The organism is Pseudorhodoferax sp. LjRoot39 (assembly GCF_964253035.1).
In the GTDB taxonomy this organism is placed as follows: Bacteria; Pseudomonadota; Gammaproteobacteria; order Burkholderiales; family Burkholderiaceae_C; genus Pseudorhodoferax.
The window spans coordinates 3700820-3716248 of the sequence record NZ_CAXUQL020000001.1; the positions used below are offsets into that span (position 1 = coordinate 3700820).

Below are 15429 nucleotides of genomic sequence, written 5' to 3' on the forward strand. Positions count from 1 at the left end.
CGGGCCTCCATGGCACCTGTCTAGGGTCTGCATGCTCGCCCGACTGCAAAACAGCCGCAACGGTCTCGGCTTCCTGTTCATGCTGCCAGCGGCCGTGCTGCTGCTGCTGTTCCTGACCTATCCACTGGGCCTTGGCACCTGGCTCGGCTTCACCGACACCAAGGTGGGCCGGGCCGGCGTCTGGGTCGGGCTGGAAAACTACATCTACCTGTGGAACGACTCGGTCACACGGCTGGCCTTGTTCAACACCCTGTTCTACACGGTGGTGGCCAGCATCCTCAAGTTCGGCCTGGGGCTGTGGCTGGCGCTGCTGCTGAACAAGCACATCCGCTTCAAGACCTTCTTCCGCGCCGTCATCCTCTTGCCCTACATCGTGCCGACCGTGCTGTCGGCCATCGCGTTCTGGTGGATCTACGACTCGCAGTTCTCCATCATCAGCTGGGCGCTCGTGAAGATGGGGTTGATCGACCACTACATCGACTTCCTGGGCAACGAGTGGAATGCGCGCATCGCGGTGATCATCGCCAACGTCTGGCGCGGCGTGCCCTTCGTCGCCATCACGCTGCTGGCCGGGCTGCAGACGATCTCGCCCTCGTACTACGAGGCCTCGGCCATCGACGGCGCCTCGCGCTGGCAGCAGTTCCGCCACGTCACGCTGCCGCTGCTGACGCCCATCATCGCCGTGGTCATGACCTTCTCGGTGCTGTTCACCTTCACCGACTTCCAGCTCATCTACGTGATCACGCGTGGCGGCCCACTGAACGCCACGCATTTGATGGCCACGCTGTCGTTCCAGCGCGCGATCTCGGGCGGCGCACTGGGTGAGGGCGCGGCCATCGCGATCGCCATGGTGCCGTTCCTGCTGGCCTGCGTGCTGTTCAGCTTCTTCGGATTGCAACGCCGTGCCTGGCAACAAGGGGGGAAAGACTGATGGCCAGCAGCTCCGATGTCGACACCGTCGGCATGTCCTACCTGGACTCGATTCCGCGCAAGGCGGTGACGGTCTACCTGCCGCTGGTGGTCTTCCTGATCGTGCTGCTGTTCCCGTTCTACTGGATGGTGATCACCTCGATCAAGCCCGACGCCGAACTGCTCTCGCGCGACGGCAACCCGTTCTGGGTGGTCAAGCCCACGCTCACCCACTTCCACAAGCTGCTGTTTGAGACCACCTACCCGCAGTGGCTCTGGAACACGGTGCTGGTGTCCGTGGTGTCCACCGTGCTGTCGCTGGTGGCCTCGGTGCTGGCGGCCTACGCCATCGAGCGGCTGCGCTTCAACGGCTCCAAGCATGTGGGGCTGTCGATCTTCCTGGCCTACATGGTGCCGCCGTCCATCCTGTTCATCCCGCTGGCCAACGTGGTGTTCAACCTCGGCCTGTTCGACACGCGGCTGGCGCTGATCCTGACCTATCCGACCTTCCTGATCCCGTTCTGCACCTGGCTGCTGATGGGCTACTTCCGCTCCATCCCGATGGAGCTGGAAGAGTGCGCGCTGATCGACGGCGCCACGCGCTGGCAGATCCTGATCAAGGTGGTGCTGCCGCTGGCGGTGCCGGGCCTGATCTCGGCCGGCATCTTCGCGTTCACGCTGTCGTGGAACGAGTTCATCTACGCGCTGACCTTCGTGTCCTCGTCCGAGGTCAAGACCGTGCCCGTGGGCGTGGTCACCGAACTCGTGCAGGGCGACGTCTACCAGTGGGGCCCGCTGATGGCGGGCGCGCTGCTGGGCTCGCTGCCGGTGGCCTTCATCTACTCGTTCTTCGTCGAGTACTACGTGTCGGGGATGACGGGGTCGGTCAAGGAGTAGGGTGGCGGAGCAGCGGACAATAGATCAGATGCTGCCGCGCAAAAACATTCTGGCCGCGCGCCAGCCGGCGCAGCGATGGCGTTCGCAAGGCACTGCCGCGCGGCTTGCGCAACGCGAGGCGTTTTCCGTCGTCGGAGCCTGCCTGACGCTGGCGAAGCTGGTCGTGGGCGGAGGGGTGCTCGGCGCTGCCATTGGCTTCTTGGTCCTGTGTGCCTATGGCTTCAAGCGCAACGCCTTTCCCGTGTTCAGCAGCGACGAGTGGGTGCCGCAGCTGGCCACGCTGGGCTTGTTTTGCGGGATGGTGGTGGGCTACCTATCTGTCGTGCCCTGGCTGGATGCGCGCGTGGAACGCATGTTTGTCGTCGTCCGAGCGGCCGATGCCCGGGCAGGGCGCCTGGCGCAGGTCGCGGCGCAGATCATTACCGGCTGGACGCTGCTGATCTGCGTCCCATTCGTGCGGGAGGATGGGCCATGGTTGAGCATCTTGCTCGTACTTTGGATCGGCAGCGTGGCACTGGCTTCGGAAGTGAACCTGGTTTGGGGTGGTCGGCGCTGGCCTGAGAAGCTTGGCGACCGAGTGGAGCCGATGTTCATGCTGTGTATCGGGCATTTGCTCTATCTCCTCTCCCTGCTTGGCGTGTGGGTTCTGGCTTACCAGCGCACGCTCGGAGTGGCCAGCCACTCTGCGTGGTGGCCTGCGGCACTGGCCACGGTCTGCTTCGCCGTGTACAGGGGGGTGTTCGTGGCTCTTGACAAGGCACCGACCGTTGTGCAGTTCTATGCCGCCATCGTCGCGGTCTTTTTCGCCGGCTGGTTCTTCTCTCCTGAGATCGCGCGGCTGACGGGGCTTGGCAATTTGCCGAACGCTGCGATCAGCGTCGAGGGGGCTGTGGCGCGCGAGCTGGTCGACCATTTGAAGTTGGCGGTACCTGCGCTTGCCGAACCGGGCAAGAGCGTCTCTGAGAGCGCACCCGGTTTGATTGACCTGGATGTGGACATCGTCAGCCGCTTCGGCGGCCAGGTAGTCCTGGCCGCCCCGGGGAGTTTGCTGCTATCGGACGATGGCCGGTGCAGGACGCTGATACGCAAGTCACGGCCTTCGGCGTCGAGCTTTCCTTGCGTGGAGATTCCGCGCGACAGCGTGAAGGCATGGCTGCGCTGAATGCCGCCGATGCCGAGACAGTACCGGTGGGCGTGGTGACCGAGCTCTACTCCTTCTTCGTCGAGTACCAGGTGTCGGGGTTGACGGGCTCGGTCAAGAAGTGAGGCCGGGGCGGTGCACCGTCCCGGCCGCCGTCCATCGCCTGTTTCGGACCGCAGGGCGGCCCGTGCTCGCCCCGGGCGCTGCACGCTTCTAGACTCTTGGGCCCGTGATCCACGGTAAGTCTCCCCGCACTGCCCCCTGATGGTCGACGACTTCCACCGCTTGCCCCGGCTCGTGTACCCGCTGCGCATCATCGGCATGGGGCTGGGCGCGGTGGTGGCCATGGTCGTCCTGTACGAGCGCAATGCCGCGCCGGCGGTCTGGGCCGTGGTGGTCTGCGGCGGCTTCGTCTGGCCGCACCTGGCCTGGTGGCTCACGCGGCGCAGCCGCAACCCGCGGCGGGCCGAGGTGCGCAACCTGCTCGTCGATTCGGCCATCGCGGGCGCCTTCGTGCCGCTGATGCAGTTCAACCTGCTGCCCAGCGTGCTGTTGGTCACGCTGACCATGGTGGACAAGATCAGCACCGGCATCCGGTTGCTGTGGCTGCAGTCGCTGCCCGGCATGCTGGCGGCGGGCCTGCTCGCCGCCTGGTGGATGGACGCGCCCATGGCGCCCGAGAGCAGCATGCGCGTGGTGCTGGCCTGCCTGCCCATGCTGGTGATCCACACGCTGTCGGTGAGCGTGTCGAGCTACCGCCTGATCCGCCGCGTCTCGCGCCAGAACCGCCTGCTCGACGAACTCGGCCGCATCGACCCGCTGACCGGGCTGTACGGCCGCGCCTACTGGGAGCAACAGGTGCGCGATGCGCAGCGGCGCCATGCGGAGACCGGCGAGGCGGCCTGCCTCTTGATGCTGGACATCGACGGTTTCAAGCAGATCAACGACGGCCTGGGCCACACCGTGGGCGACGACGTGATCTGCACGCTGAGCCGCATCGTGCGCGACTGCGTGCGCTCCAGCGACTGTGCCGGCCGCTACGGCGGCGACGAGTTCGCCATCCTGCTGCGCGGGGCAGACATGGACGAGGCGCAGGAGATCGCCCAGCGCATCCGTGCCGAGGCCGAGAACCACCGCTTCCGCGACCATGCGGACCTGCGGTTCACGAGCAGCATCGGCATCGCCGCGCTGCAGCCGCACTACGCGAGCACGCGCGACTGGGTGGCCGCCGCCGACGCCGCGCTCTACCAGGCCAAGCGGGCCGGGCGCAACCGGGTCGAGTTGCGCCCGCCGAGCCGGCGCGCGCCGCTGTCGGCCTGATTCCTGGTGCACTTGCGTCGGCGCCAGGCCGAGCTGCTGCAGGCCAAAGGCCACCTGGGCTGCCGCGGCGACGGCGTGACCGCGCGACGCCACCTGCGGCGGCCGCTGTTCGGGCCCGTGCATCCGTCCGGGTGAGGCGTGCATGGCCGCTGGCGGCTCAGCGGGATCCGCGCGTGAGCGCCAGCAGCACGCCGAAGCCGACCAGCATCCCACCGAAGACACGGTCGATCCCATGGCGCATGGCGAGCAGCCGCTGCCGGACGGCGCCGGCCGAGAAGCACAGCGCCACGAGGCCGAACCAGGCCATGTGCGCCACGCAGATGAAGGCGCCGTAGCCAGCCTGCACTGCCAGCGGCGTGTCGGGCCGCACCACCTGCATGAACAGGCTGACGATGAAGACCGTGGTCTTCGGGTTCAGCGCGTTCGTCAGGAAGCCGGTGCGCAGCGCCGCCAGGTCGGACAGCGCCGCCGCCGCGCCATCGGCCTGCATGCCGTGGGGCTGGGCACGCAGCATCTTCACGCCCAGGCAGACCAGATAGACGGCCCCGGCCAGTTTGATGGCGTTGAACAGCCACGACGACTGCTGGATCAGCCATCCCACTCCCACCAGGGTGTAGCCGACGTGAGCCAGCACGCCCAGGCCGATGCCCAGGGCCGTGAGCACGCCGGCGCGGCGCGACTGCACCAGGCTGTTGCGCGTGACCATCGCAAAGTCCGGCCCGGGGCTGATGACGGCGAGCAGAGTGATGGTGATGACAGCTATCAGTTCGGTCATGGCGTCTCGTGTCGCAGAATGGTGGAACAGCACCGATGCTAGTGACGCCAACCTGCGATGTACAACGATGCTTTCTGACAACCATGGTGATCCTGGCTCACAACTGGCCGACACACGCCTGCCCTCGCTGCAGGCCTTGCGCTGCTTCGAGGCGGCGGCGCGCCTGGAGAACTTCAGCCGCGCGGCCACCGAGTTGCACCTGACGCACGGCGCGGTCAGCCGCGCCGTGCGCCTGCTCGAAGACGAACTGGGTGTGGCGCTGTTCGAACGCCGCAGCCAGCGCGTGTTCCTGACCCAGGCGGGCGCAACCCTGGCGCGTGCCGTCGGCGGCGGCCTGGAGATGATGCGGCAGGCGGTCGGCGAGCTGCGCACCAGTGCCCGAAAGGGGCGGCGCTGGGTGCTGTCGTGCGAGCCGACGCTGCTGATGCGCTGGCTCATCCCGCGCTGGCCGGATTTCCAGGCCCGGCACGCAGCGCTCGACGTGCACCTGGTCGCCGGCGGAGGCCCGTTCTCGTTCGGCAGCGGCATCGATCTGGCCATCCGCCGCGACGACTTTCCCTGGCCTGACGGCTACCACGCCGAACCGCTGTTCGCCGAGCAGGTCGGCCCGGTCTGTCGTCCGGACCAGCGCGCGTCCTGGTTCGCCACGCACAAGGGCAGCGCCGCGCTGCGGCCCGGTGCCCCCTGCCTGCACGCGCGCACGCGACCGGGCGCGTGGCAGGAATGGGCCACGGCCGCCGGCCAGCCACTGCCCGGTGCGAAGGGCCAGAGCTTCGAGCACTTCTACTTCAGCTTGCAGGCGGCGGTGGCCGGGCTGGGCGTGGCCATCGGTCCCTGGCAGCTGGTGCGCGACGACCTGGCAAGCGGCGTGCTGGTTGCGCCGCTGGGTTTCGTCGAGGACGGCTCGCGCTACTGTCTGTTGTCGCCCCAGCCATTGCACCCCGGCAGCCCGCAGGCGGACCTGCTGGCATGGTTGCGTGCGATGGGCTGACACGCCGAGCCACAGGGGGTGGACAGCGCCGCGTGCCGCCGGCCTGGACCAGCAACTGGGCCATGATCGCCGGCCGGGCTGCGCGTGGGCGCGGCCGTCGGCCAGGTGCGCCACAGGCTGCGGGCCATCGAGGCCGCGCGTGGCGCGGCGGCTCAGAGCAGGGTGTCGGCCACGTCCGCGGGCAGCGCGCAGTAGGCCAGCGCGTACATGCCGCGCTCGACTCCGGGCGCGGCGCCCATTGCGGCCAGGCTGGCGTCGGACAGCGCGGCGTCGGCCAGGCCGGCGAGCGCCGCGGCCTCGTAGCCGCAAGCCAGCAGCACCCAGTCCGCATACCGGTCGCCCGCGCCGCGCAGCTTCTGTTCGGTGGTCTGTGCGATGGCCGGGGTCTCGTGGCGCAGCAGGTGCAGCCCGGCCAGGCCGGGCTGGGCGGCCAGCTCGGCGGCCAGCGCCCGCAGCGCACTTCGCAGCGCCTGGTCGCGGCCGGGAGCGGGCGACAGGCGCACGGTCAGCGCGTGCCCGGCCATGCTGCCGCCGCGGCTCTCCAGCACACGGCACTGGCTGCGCACCATGTTCCGGTGCTGCGGCATCAGGCGGGTGGACCAGGGCGTGGGCGCGTTGAGCCGTGCCAGATAGGAAGGCGAGGACAGCACGCCGTGGTCTTGCAGTTCGTACAGCACGAACACGCCTTCACCACCACCGGCCGCGCGCCAGCGCGAGGCACGGCGAAAGCCCGGGATGCCGAGCCGCTCGGGGAAATGCTCGTGCGCATGCCAGTGCTCGAAGTCCGCACGCGCGGCGGGTGCCATGTCCCACCACATGGCCAGCGCGGCCTTGCCAAGAAGCGCCAAGCTGCGCTCCTACTGGCCGCCGCGCAGGCGCGCGAGCTCGGCTTGGACCTGCTGCACGAGCGGCTCGCCGACCTCGCGCGCGAACTTGTCGCTCACGGCCTGCACCTTCTCGCGCAGGCGCTTGATCTCGGCCGCGCCGACCTCGTTGACCTGCATGCTCTTCCTGAGCGCGTCGATGGACTCGCCCTCCTTGCGCTGCACGGCCTGGCGCTCGAACTGCTTCGCCTCGTCGGCGGCCTCGCGGATCACCTTGCGCTCGGCCTCGTTGAGCGCGTCCCAGGTCTTCCTGCCCATCATGAAGGGCATGCCGGTGTAGACGTGGCGCGTCAGCGAGAGGTACTTCTGCACCTCGGCGAACTTGGCCGACTCGATCACGCCCAGCGGGTTGTCCTGGCCGTCGATGGCGCGTGATTCGAGCGCGCCGTAGACCTCGCCGAAGGTCATGGGCACGGGGTTGGCGCCCAGGGCGTTGAACAGGTCCAGGAAGATCGGCGAGCCGATCACGCGGATCTTCAGGCCCGCGATGTCCTCGGCCCGCGCGATCGGCCGCTTGCTGTTGGTCATGTGGCGAAAGCCCAGGTCCCAGATGCCCAGACCCACGATGCCGTGCGGGGCCAGGTCGGCCTGCAGTTGCGTACCGGTCGCGCCGTCGGCGATGGCATAGGCCTCCTGCGGCGTGTTGAACAGAAAGGGCAGGTCGAACAGCATGAAGCGCTTGTCCAGCGATGCCACGATGCCGGTGGCCATGGAGGTGAAGTCCAGCGTGCCGCCGCGCACGGCCGACAGGTTCTGCATGTCGCTGCCCAGCACCGCGCCCGGGAACAGGCTCACGCGCAGCTTGCCGCCGCTGCGCTGGGCCACGGCGTCGGCGAACTTCTGCGCGCCCAGGCCCAGCGGGTGGTCCTTGGCCAGGCTGAAGGCGAAGCGCAGCTGGCGTTCGCGGATCTCCTGCGCGTGCAGGGCCGGGGCCGCCAGCAGCGCGGCGGTGCCGGCCGCGAAGGCACGGCGGGACAGGGATGGGTGTGGCATGGGTCTCCTCGTTCGAAAAAGCGGGCGGATCATTGCAGAATGCTGAACGTCTTCCAAATTTTGGAAGCCGTTCAAAATTTGAACACTGCAAGTCATTGAAAGCACGGCATGAGTGGCGCTCTAGAAAAGTCCCTGGCCATCCTGGAATACCTGATCGCCCACCCCGACGGCGTCGCGCTGGCGCAGATCGCGACCGAGCTGGGCCAGCTGCGCAGCGGCTGCCACCGCACGTTGCAGGAACTCATCCGCTACGGCTACGTGCGCCAGCTGCCGCAGCGCGGCGACTACGCGCTGACGACCAAGATGGCCTCCATGGGCCTGAGCTTCCTGTCCAAGTCGGGCGTGGTCGACATCGCCCAGCCCGTGGTCCAGCGGCTGGCCCAGACCACCGAGGAGCTGGTGCGCCTGGCCATCGTCGACGGCGAGCGGCTCACGCTGGTGGCCAAGGCCCAGGGCGCGCGCTCCGGCCTGCTGTACGACCCGGACATGGGCATCGACCTGCGGCTGTCGTGCAGCGCGGCGGGCCAGGCCTGGCTCATGACGCTGCCCGAGGACGCCGCCATCGCCTACGTCACGCGCCAGGGCATGGGCCAGCCGAAGCACTTCGGCCCCAACGCGCCGACCTCGTTCAAGGCGCTGCTCAAGCTGCTGGACGAGCACCGCAAGCGGCGCTGGAGCGTGATCGAGGAGGCCTATGCGCCCGGCATGAGCTCCATGGCCGCGCCGGTCCAGCGCCAGGGCGAGCCGGCCACGGGCGTGCTGGTGATCGCGGGGCCGTCGGCGCGACTCACGGCCTCGCGTATGCAGCAGTTCGGGCCGGCGCTGCTGGCCGCGGCGGCCGAGCTGGCAGCGACCGGGCAGGCCTCGGCGCTGCTCAAGTCGGCCAACGTCGGCACCTGGGGCAACGTGCCCGAGAAGGCGGCCGGGCGCAGGCGCGCGGGCTGAGTCTCAGCGCCGGGGCGTGGTTTTGCCCGATTGGCGGCCAGCGAGGTATTGGCGCACGAGCTTGTAGACCACGATGACGATGAAGACGGCGAACAGCAGCCAGTTGATGGGTTCCATGGGCAGGGCAGGCGAAGGGCGCGCGCAGCTTAACGCGGCGGCCCGGCGTCGCCGCGGATAAGCCTACAGCTGGAAGGCCACTGCGAGCAGCAGGCCCTCGGCGATGTCGCGGCCCAGCCCTGGCATCTCTGCCTGGTAGGGCTGGCCCAGTGCGCGCTGGCCCTCGATCCACCGCGCCAGCCAGCCGATCTCGGTCGCGCCGTAGAACACCACGCCGGCCTCGTGGTTGAGCAGCAGGCTGCGCAGGTCCAGGTTGATCGATCCCGCCAGCGCGAGTTGTTCGTCCACCACCACGGCCTTGGCATGCGACATGGAGGGGAGCAGGTGGAAGGCCACGCCAGCCTCGGCCAGGTCGCGCATGGCGCGGCTGCGCGCGAAGTCCGCGAGGCGGTGGTTGGACTCGGCCGGCAGCACGATGTCCACCGCCACGCCGCGGCGGGCGGCGCGGCGCAGGGCGTCGCGCAGTGCGTCGTCGGGGATGAAGTAGGGCGTGGCCGCCAGGATGCGCTGCTCGGCGCGGTAGCAGGCGTCGATCAGCAGCGCGTGGGCCGTGTCCTCGGCCTGGTCGGGGCCGCTGGGCAGGAACTGCGCGGGCGCCCCAGGGGCCATGGGCGGGGTCGGCGCCACGGCGCGCGGCGGGGACTGGCGCACGGCGCTCCAGTCGCGCTCGAACTGCCAGGCCGCGGCGCCCGCCACGGGGCCTTCGATGTCGAAGGACAGGTCGGTCCAGGCCGCGATGCCGGCATCGCCCTCGAAGTACTCGGCTGCCAGGTTGCGCCCGCCGCTCCACAGGCGGTGGTCGTCGGCGATCGCCAGCTTGCGGTGGTTGCGCAGGTTGCGCGGGCCGTTGTTGCGCAGGCTCAGCAGGGGGCGGAACACGGCCACCTCGCCGCCGGCCGCGCGCAGCCGGTCGAAGTGCCGGCGCGGCAGTTGCAGCGCGCCGAAGCCGTCGAGCAGCACGCGCACCTGCACGCCGGCGCACGCACGCTCGGCCAGCCGGTCGACCACGGCATCGCCGAAAGCGTCGCGGCCGATGATGAAGGTGCTGATGTCCAGCCGGTGCCGGGCGCCGGCGATGAGTTCCCACAGCGCCTCGCGCGCCGTTGCGCCGTCGGCATGGAAGCGCGCGCGGTTGTCGCTGGGCGGCGCGAGGTCGAAACCATCCAGCAGGTCGGCCGCCCAGTGCGTGAAGCGTGTGGGCCGGCTGCCGCGCAGCCGCGGCCGGCCGAGCGGGCGCAGCTTGCGCCGGCCGAACAGCAGGAACAGCGGCAGCACGAAGTAGGGCAGCAGCGCCAGGCCCATGACCCAGGCGATGGCCGTGGTCGGCGCACGCGGCTGGCGCCTTGCCCGGTTGGTCAGGATGTAGACGAGGACCGCCAGCGCGCCGAACAGCAGGTGCTGCGAGACGCTGGGCAGCCAGGCGATCAGGGCGTGCGCCACCGGTGCGCCGGGGTGGGGCTCAGCCCCAGACGGACTGGGCGGTTTCGACCACGAGGCGCAGCTTGTCGCGCTGCGCCTGCACGGCGATGTTGTTGCCGTGCACGGTGCTCGAGAAGCCGCACTGGGGCGACAGCGCGAGCTGCTCCAGCGGGGCGTAGCGCGCGGCCTCGTCGATGCGGCGCTTGAGGTCGTCCGGGCTTTCCATCTGGCCGAACTTGGTGGTCACGAGGCCCAGCACCACGGTCTTGCCCTTGGGCAGGAAGCGCAGCGGGCGGAAGTCGCCGGAACGGTCGTCGTCGTATTCGAGGAAGTAGGCGTCCAGGTCCATCTCTTTCAGCAGCGCCTCGGCCACCGGCTCGTAGTTGCCAGCGGCCGCGTGCGTGCTCTTGAAGTTGCCGCGGCACAGGTGCATGGCCAGCAGCATGCCCGGCGGCTTCTGGGCCACGACCTTGTTGATGAACTTCGCGTAGCGGTGCGGCAGCTCGTTGGGGTCGTCGCCGCGCTGGCGTGCGGCTTCGCGCATCTTCTCGTCGCACAGGTAGGCGAGGTTGGTGTCGTCCATCTGCACATAGGTGCAGCCGGCCGCGGCCAGCGCGCGCAGCTCGTCGCCGTAGGCCTTGGCCACATCGTCGTAGAACTCGGGCTCGAGCTCGGGATAGGCCTCCTTGCTGATGCCGGCGCGGCCGCCGCGGAAGTGCAGCATGGTGGGCGAGGGGATGGTCACCTTGGGCGTGTTGCCGGCGGCCACCTGGCTCTGGAGGTACTCGAAGTCGGCCAGCTGGATGTTTTTGGCGTGGCGCACCTTGTCGATCACGCGCATGACGGGAGGGGCCAGTTCCTCGCTGCCGTCGGGCTTTCGGATGGTGACCGGGATGTCGGTCTTCACACCGCCCAGCTGTTCGAGGAAGTCGATATGGAAGTAGGTGCGGCGGAACTCGCCGTCGGTGATGCTCTTGAGCCCCACATCCTGCTGGAACTGCACGATCTCGGTGATGGCCTGGTCTTCGACGCGGCGCAGCTGCTCGGCCGTGATCTGGCCCTTGGCCTTCTGTTCACGGGCTTCGAGCAGGTAGGCGGGGCGCAGGAAGCTGCCGACATGGTCGTAGCGGGCGGGCAATGGGTGCATTGTTTCCTCCGTTGTAGGCGTGCATGGCGCAAGCCCTGCAGGCAGGCGCTTGCGAGGAGGCGCAGTGTAGTGCGGCCCCCTCCATGGCCTTGGGCATCGTGGGTGCTTGGGGCTCAGGCGTCTTCGAAGCGCCACTGCACGTGCAGGCGCAGTGTCTGGCCCTGCGCGAGCACGCGCAGGCCAGGGCGGTCCGGCATGTGGAAGGCGTCGATGGGGTGCGTGATCGGCTCGAAGCACAGCGCCGGGCCATGGCCGGGCCGGTACACCAGGCAGCAGGGTGCGCAGGCCGTGGGGTCGGGCGTGGTCAGCGTGAGCCGCAGCCCATGCTCGGGCCAGTCGATGCGGGCCTGGCCCTGCCAGCCGCCGTAGCCGTTGTCGATGAAGCTGCCGTGCGCGGGAATGCCGGCGTTGAGGTCCCAGTCGGCCGGCAGGTCACGGGTGTAGCCGGTCGGGATCGGGTCGTCGCCGCTGAGCCACACGCCATCGACGCGGGCCTGCACGCGCATGGCCGGCGTGCGCGGGAACCAGGGGTGCAGGCCCAGGCCGTAGGGCAGTGGCGCAGCGCCAAGGTGCTGTACCTCGACGCTTTGGTCGAGCCCGCCAGGCACCAGGCGCAAGGTCTGCGTGGCCGCGTAGTCGTAGGGGTTGCCGCCGAAGTGCTGCGAGCGCAAGGCCATGCGCAGCGTATCGGCCGCCGGTTGCGCGAGCGTCCAGGCTTGCAGCCAGGCGTCGCCATGGATGGGGTAGGGCTCGCCCGCGCGGTTGGGCTGCATGGCATGCCAATGGCCGTCCTGCGCGAAGCCGCCCTGGCCGATGCGGTTGGACCAGGGCAGCATCGCGAACGAGGCCAGCTGGTAGAGGTCGGTGCTCTGGCCGTCCCAGGGGCGCCAGAGGTCGAGCAGCCTGCCGTCCGGTCGCGTACAGCGCCAGGCCGCGACCGCGCCGCCGAGCGAGGGCACGAGGCCCAGTTCCTGGCCGGCGTGGCGCAGCCAGACGGTGGGGTGGGTCATGTGCCTTCTCCGTGGCTTCCGAAGAGGTGCGCCGGCAGGCCTGGGCTGTCCAGCGTGACGGCAAACAGCGCACCGGCCAGCGGCTGCGCGGTGCGGGCCGCGGCGTCCAGGCCGGTGGCGGCACTGGTGATGAACAGGGTGCACAGGTCGGGCCCGCCGAATGCGCAGCTCGTGATCTGTCGTGCGGGCAGGTCGATCCTGCAGAGTTCGGCTGCATTCACGGGGTCGTGGCAGCTCACGCAGCCGCCACCCCAGTGCGCGATCCAGATGCGGCCGGCAGCGTCCGTGCACATGCCGTCGGGTACGCCATCGTCGGCGGCCAGGCGCAGCCACGGCCGGCGCGCGGCGATGCGGCCGGTGGCCGCGTCGAAGTCGTAGGCCAGCACCTGGCCTTGCACCGTGTCGTTGAAGTACAGGGTGCGGCCGTCGCGCGACCAGGTCGGGCCGTTGGTCACGGCGAAGCCCGCGTCGTGCCGCGTGCAGCGGCCATCGGGGTCGAAGCGGTACAGCGCGCCCGTGGGCGCGGCGCAGTCGAAGTCCATGCTGCCGGCCCAGAAGCGGCCTTGCGCATCGCACTTGCCGTCGTTGAAGCGGTTGTGCGCGGGCTCGTCCGCGACCCGGTGCAAGGGCGTGAGCCGCCCGTCCTCGGGATCGAAGGCGATGAAGCCATGGCGCAGGGCCAGCAGCAGGCCGGTGCCGTCCGCGCGTTCGGCCACGGCCGAGATTTCTTCAGCGAAGTCCCAGTGCGCTTGCGTGCCCAGCGGCCACTGCCAGCGGTACAGCCGCCGGCCGAGGATGTCGACCCACCACAGCGCCTGCGTGCGCGGCGACCACAGCGCGCCTTCGCCGAGTTGGGCGCCGGCATCCCAGACGCATTGCGGTTCGGACAGCGCGCGCGGAGCGACGGGAGCGGAGGAGGTGGCTGGCATGGGGCGGGGGCTTGACGCGGCGCATCGTATCAAGGCACATTCATATTGGAAAGAAATGATTTTGTAGTTAACTGATAGCAAATTCAATATGTCAAATACCAGCCCCGGAGACAGCAGCACCTCTTACCCCAGCCTGCGCGGTCGCAGCTGCTTCGTGACGGGGGGCGGCAGCGGCATCGGCGCGGCCATCGTCGCGTCGCTGGCGGCCCAGGGCGCGCGCGTGGCCTTCGTCGACGTGGCCGAGGCGCCCAGCCGTGCGCTGGCCGAAGGCATCGCGCAGGCCGGCCACGGCGCGGTCTGGTGGCGCCGCTGCGACGTGCGCGACATTTCCGCCCTGCAGACGGCCATCGCCGATGCGCAAACGGCGCTGGGCGATTTCGCGGTGCTCGTCAACAACGTGGCCAGCGACGACCGCCACACGCTGGAGTCGGTCACGCCGGCCTACTACGACGAGCGCATCGCGGTCAACGAGCGGCCGGCCTTCTTCGCGATCCAGTCCGTGGTGCCGGGCATGCGCCGGCTCGGCGCCGGCTCCATCGTCAACCTGGGCTCCACGGGCTGGCAGGGCAAGGGCACGGGCTACCCGGTCTATGCGATCGCCAAGTCCTCGGTCAACGGGCTCACGCGCGGTCTGGCGCGCACGCTGGGCGCCGACCGCATCCGCATCAACACGGTGTCGCCGGGCTGGGTCATGACCGAGCGGCAGATGCGGCTCTGGCTCGACGCCGAGGGCGAGAAGGAACTGGCCCGCAACCAGTGCCTGCCCGACAAGCTGGCACCGCAGGACATCGCCGCCATGGTGCTGTTCCTGGCCTCCGACGACGCGAAGATGTGCACGGCGCAGGAGTTCACCGTGGACGCCGGTTGGGTGTAGTCAAGCCTCCATGCGCTTGCCGTAGGCCGAGAACGCGGCCGTGCGCAGCGCCTGCATGAGCAGCGTGGCACCCGGAGAGAGCAGCCGGTCGCTGCGCGTGATGAGGCCGAAGTCGTCCATGTGACAGGGCATGTCCAGCGGCAGCACGCTGACGATGCCGTGCGCCGCGTAGTAGCGCGCCACCTCGGTCGCCACCACGCAGAGCATGTCGCTCTGTTGCAGCATGCGCGTGATGAACAGGATGGCCGCGCTCTCGATCACGTTGAACGGCGGCTCCAGCCCGGCCTCCTGGAACATCAGGTCGAAGCGGTGCCGCAGCACGCTGCCGGCCGGCGGGACGATCCAGCCGGCCTGCACCACGTCCGCGAGCGTGAGCCCGCTCGCACCGGCCAGCGGATGGCCCGGCCGTGCCACCGCGCAGACGGGCTCGCCCGTTACCGGCTCGTAGCGCAGGTTGGTCTTGTCCTCGCCGGCGAAGAAGCGCGCCACCGCGATATCCAGCTTGCCCTGGCGCAGGCGCTCGAGCAGCGGCGGGCTGTTCTCGATCTCCAGCACCACGCGCAGGCTGGGCTGTTCGCGCTTGACCATGGCGATGGCAGGCGGCAGCAGCGCCAGTGCCGGCGAGGTGATGGCACCCACGGCGACCTGGCCGAAGCGCCCGGCCTTCAGCGCGCTGAGCTCCTCGTGCGCCTGGTTCAGGCTGGCCAGCGCCTGGCGCGCGTGGCGGATCATGGTCTCGCCGTACCAGGTCGGCCGCATGCCGCGCGGCAGCCGCTCGAACAGCGGCACCTCCAGCACATCCTCCAGGTCCTTGAGCAGCTTGGAGGCGGCCGGCTGCGTCATGTTGAGCTGGCGCGCGGCGCCGTGGATGTTGCCTTCCTCGGCCAGCGCGGAGAGCAGCAACAGCTGGCGCGTCTTCAGCCGGGCCTGCAGAAACCAGTGCGACATCGGGTTTTCCTGATGATTGAATTGATATCGGTTTTGTCAAAAAAACGATTGGATTGATACATTTTTCATTCTTACACTGGCGCCCGGTCCCGGCAAGCCGCGTTCGCCATCGCAACAGATACCAAGACGC

Annotated in this window: 16 protein-coding genes and 1 pseudogene; 9 read left to right on the plus strand and 8 right to left on the minus strand. The window is 69.3% G+C overall.

The features are described 5' to 3' along the window. Nucleotides 1-31 precede the first annotated feature (31 nt). From ACSQ4M_RS17180 to ACSQ4M_RS17205, 6 genes and pseudogenes are all read left to right on the plus strand, one after another. A complete protein-coding gene (locus ACSQ4M_RS17180; protein WP_436190645.1) occupies nt 32-931 on the plus strand; it encodes a carbohydrate ABC transporter permease in 900 nt (299 codons plus the stop codon). Beyond that, a complete protein-coding gene (locus tag ACSQ4M_RS17185) occupies nt 931-1806 on the plus strand; it encodes a carbohydrate ABC transporter permease (RefSeq protein WP_436190646.1) in 876 nt (291 codons plus the stop codon). Before ACSQ4M_RS17180 ends, ACSQ4M_RS17185 begins: the two co-directional genes overlap by 1 nt. Nucleotides 1807-1834: 28 nt before the next feature. After that, the gene (locus ACSQ4M_RS17190; RefSeq protein ID WP_436190647.1) at nt 1835-2968 is read left to right on the plus strand and encodes a hypothetical protein; all 1134 of its coding nucleotides are present in this window, start codon (nt 1835-1837) and stop codon (nt 2966-2968) included. Continuing rightward, nucleotides 2965-3072 (plus strand): annotated as a pseudogene (locus ACSQ4M_RS17195) (carbohydrate ABC transporter permease); the annotation flags it as partial. The gene ACSQ4M_RS17190 and the pseudogene ACSQ4M_RS17195, both read left to right, overlap by 4 nt. A gap of 139 nt (nt 3073-3211) precedes the next feature. Next, nucleotides 3212-4267, plus strand: coding sequence for a sensor domain-containing diguanylate cyclase (locus ACSQ4M_RS17200; RefSeq protein WP_436190648.1), 1056 nt, complete (start codon nt 3212-3214; stop codon nt 4265-4267). 6 nt (nt 4268-4273) lie between these two features. After that, nucleotides 4274-4402: a hypothetical protein gene (locus tag ACSQ4M_RS17205; protein ID WP_436190649.1), complete on the plus strand. Its 129-nt coding sequence runs from the start codon at nt 4274-4276 to the stop codon at nt 4400-4402. A gap of 22 nt (nt 4403-4424) precedes the next feature. On the opposite strand, the gene ACSQ4M_RS17210 is transcribed toward ACSQ4M_RS17205, so the two are convergent. Continuing rightward, nucleotides 4425-5042, minus strand: a complete 618-nt coding sequence (locus ACSQ4M_RS17210; RefSeq protein WP_436190650.1) for a LysE family translocator — start codon at nt 5040-5042, stop codon at nt 4425-4427. A gap of 67 nt (nt 5043-5109) precedes the next feature. On the opposite strand from ACSQ4M_RS17210, the gene ACSQ4M_RS17215 reads away from it, so the two are divergent. After that, nucleotides 5110-6033 carry a LysR family transcriptional regulator gene (locus ACSQ4M_RS17215; RefSeq protein ID WP_436190651.1) on the plus strand — a complete coding sequence of 308 codons (924 nt, stop codon included), beginning with the start codon at nt 5110-5112 and terminating at the stop codon, nt 6031-6033. Nucleotides 6034-6185: 152 nt separating this feature from the next. Here the strand turns inward: ACSQ4M_RS17215 and ACSQ4M_RS17220 are convergent, their stop codons facing one another. Both ACSQ4M_RS17220 and ACSQ4M_RS17225 read right to left on the minus strand, forming a co-directional pair. Then, entirely contained in the window at nt 6186-6881 is a 696-nt protein-coding gene (locus tag ACSQ4M_RS17220; RefSeq protein WP_436190652.1) for a hypothetical protein, read from the minus strand. 9 nt (nt 6882-6890) lie between these two features. After that, complete coding sequence (locus ACSQ4M_RS17225; protein ID WP_436190653.1) at nt 6891-7910, minus strand: TRAP transporter substrate-binding protein; 1020 nt, start codon at nt 7908-7910, stop codon at nt 6891-6893. A 108-nt stretch (nt 7911-8018) separates the two neighbouring features. Here ACSQ4M_RS17225 and ACSQ4M_RS17230 point away from each other — a divergent pair, with 108 nt between their 5' ends. After that, nucleotides 8019-8855 (plus strand): IclR family transcriptional regulator, encoded by an 837-nt coding sequence (locus ACSQ4M_RS17230; RefSeq protein WP_436190654.1) that lies wholly within the window; start codon nt 8019-8021, stop codon nt 8853-8855. Between the two features lie 180 nt (nt 8856-9035). On the opposite strand, the gene ACSQ4M_RS17235 is transcribed toward ACSQ4M_RS17230, so the two are convergent. The 4 genes from ACSQ4M_RS17235 to ACSQ4M_RS17250 all read right to left on the minus strand — a co-directional run bounded on the left by ACSQ4M_RS17235 (nt 9036) and on the right by ACSQ4M_RS17250 (nt 13477). After that, nucleotides 9036-10412, minus strand: coding sequence for a phospholipase D-like domain-containing protein (locus ACSQ4M_RS17235; RefSeq protein ID WP_436190655.1), 1377 nt, complete (start codon nt 10410-10412; stop codon nt 9036-9038). A 19-nt stretch (nt 10413-10431) separates the two neighbouring features. Next, nucleotides 10432-11538 (minus strand): 5-methyltetrahydropteroyltriglutamate--homocysteine S-methyltransferase, encoded by a 1107-nt coding sequence (locus ACSQ4M_RS17240; protein WP_436190656.1) that lies wholly within the window; start codon nt 11536-11538, stop codon nt 10432-10434. 113 nt (nt 11539-11651) lie between these two features. Continuing rightward, complete coding sequence (locus tag ACSQ4M_RS17245; RefSeq protein WP_436190657.1) at nt 11652-12548, minus strand: aldose 1-epimerase; 897 nt, start codon at nt 12546-12548, stop codon at nt 11652-11654. After that, nucleotides 12545-13477 (minus strand): SMP-30/gluconolactonase/LRE family protein, encoded by a 933-nt coding sequence (locus ACSQ4M_RS17250; protein WP_436190658.1) that lies wholly within the window; start codon nt 13475-13477, stop codon nt 12545-12547. The genes ACSQ4M_RS17245 and ACSQ4M_RS17250 overlap by 4 nt, the downstream gene beginning before the upstream one ends. A gap of 88 nt (nt 13478-13565) precedes the next feature. On the opposite strand from ACSQ4M_RS17250, the gene ACSQ4M_RS17255 reads away from it, so the two are divergent. After that, nucleotides 13566-14351, plus strand: coding sequence for an SDR family NAD(P)-dependent oxidoreductase (locus ACSQ4M_RS17255; RefSeq protein WP_436190659.1), 786 nt, complete (start codon nt 13566-13568; stop codon nt 14349-14351). On the opposite strand, the gene ACSQ4M_RS17260 is transcribed toward ACSQ4M_RS17255, so the two are convergent. Then, entirely contained in the window at nt 14352-15299 is a 948-nt protein-coding gene (locus ACSQ4M_RS17260) for a LysR family transcriptional regulator (protein WP_189687504.1), read from the minus strand. Nucleotides 15300-15429 lie beyond the last annotated feature (130 nt).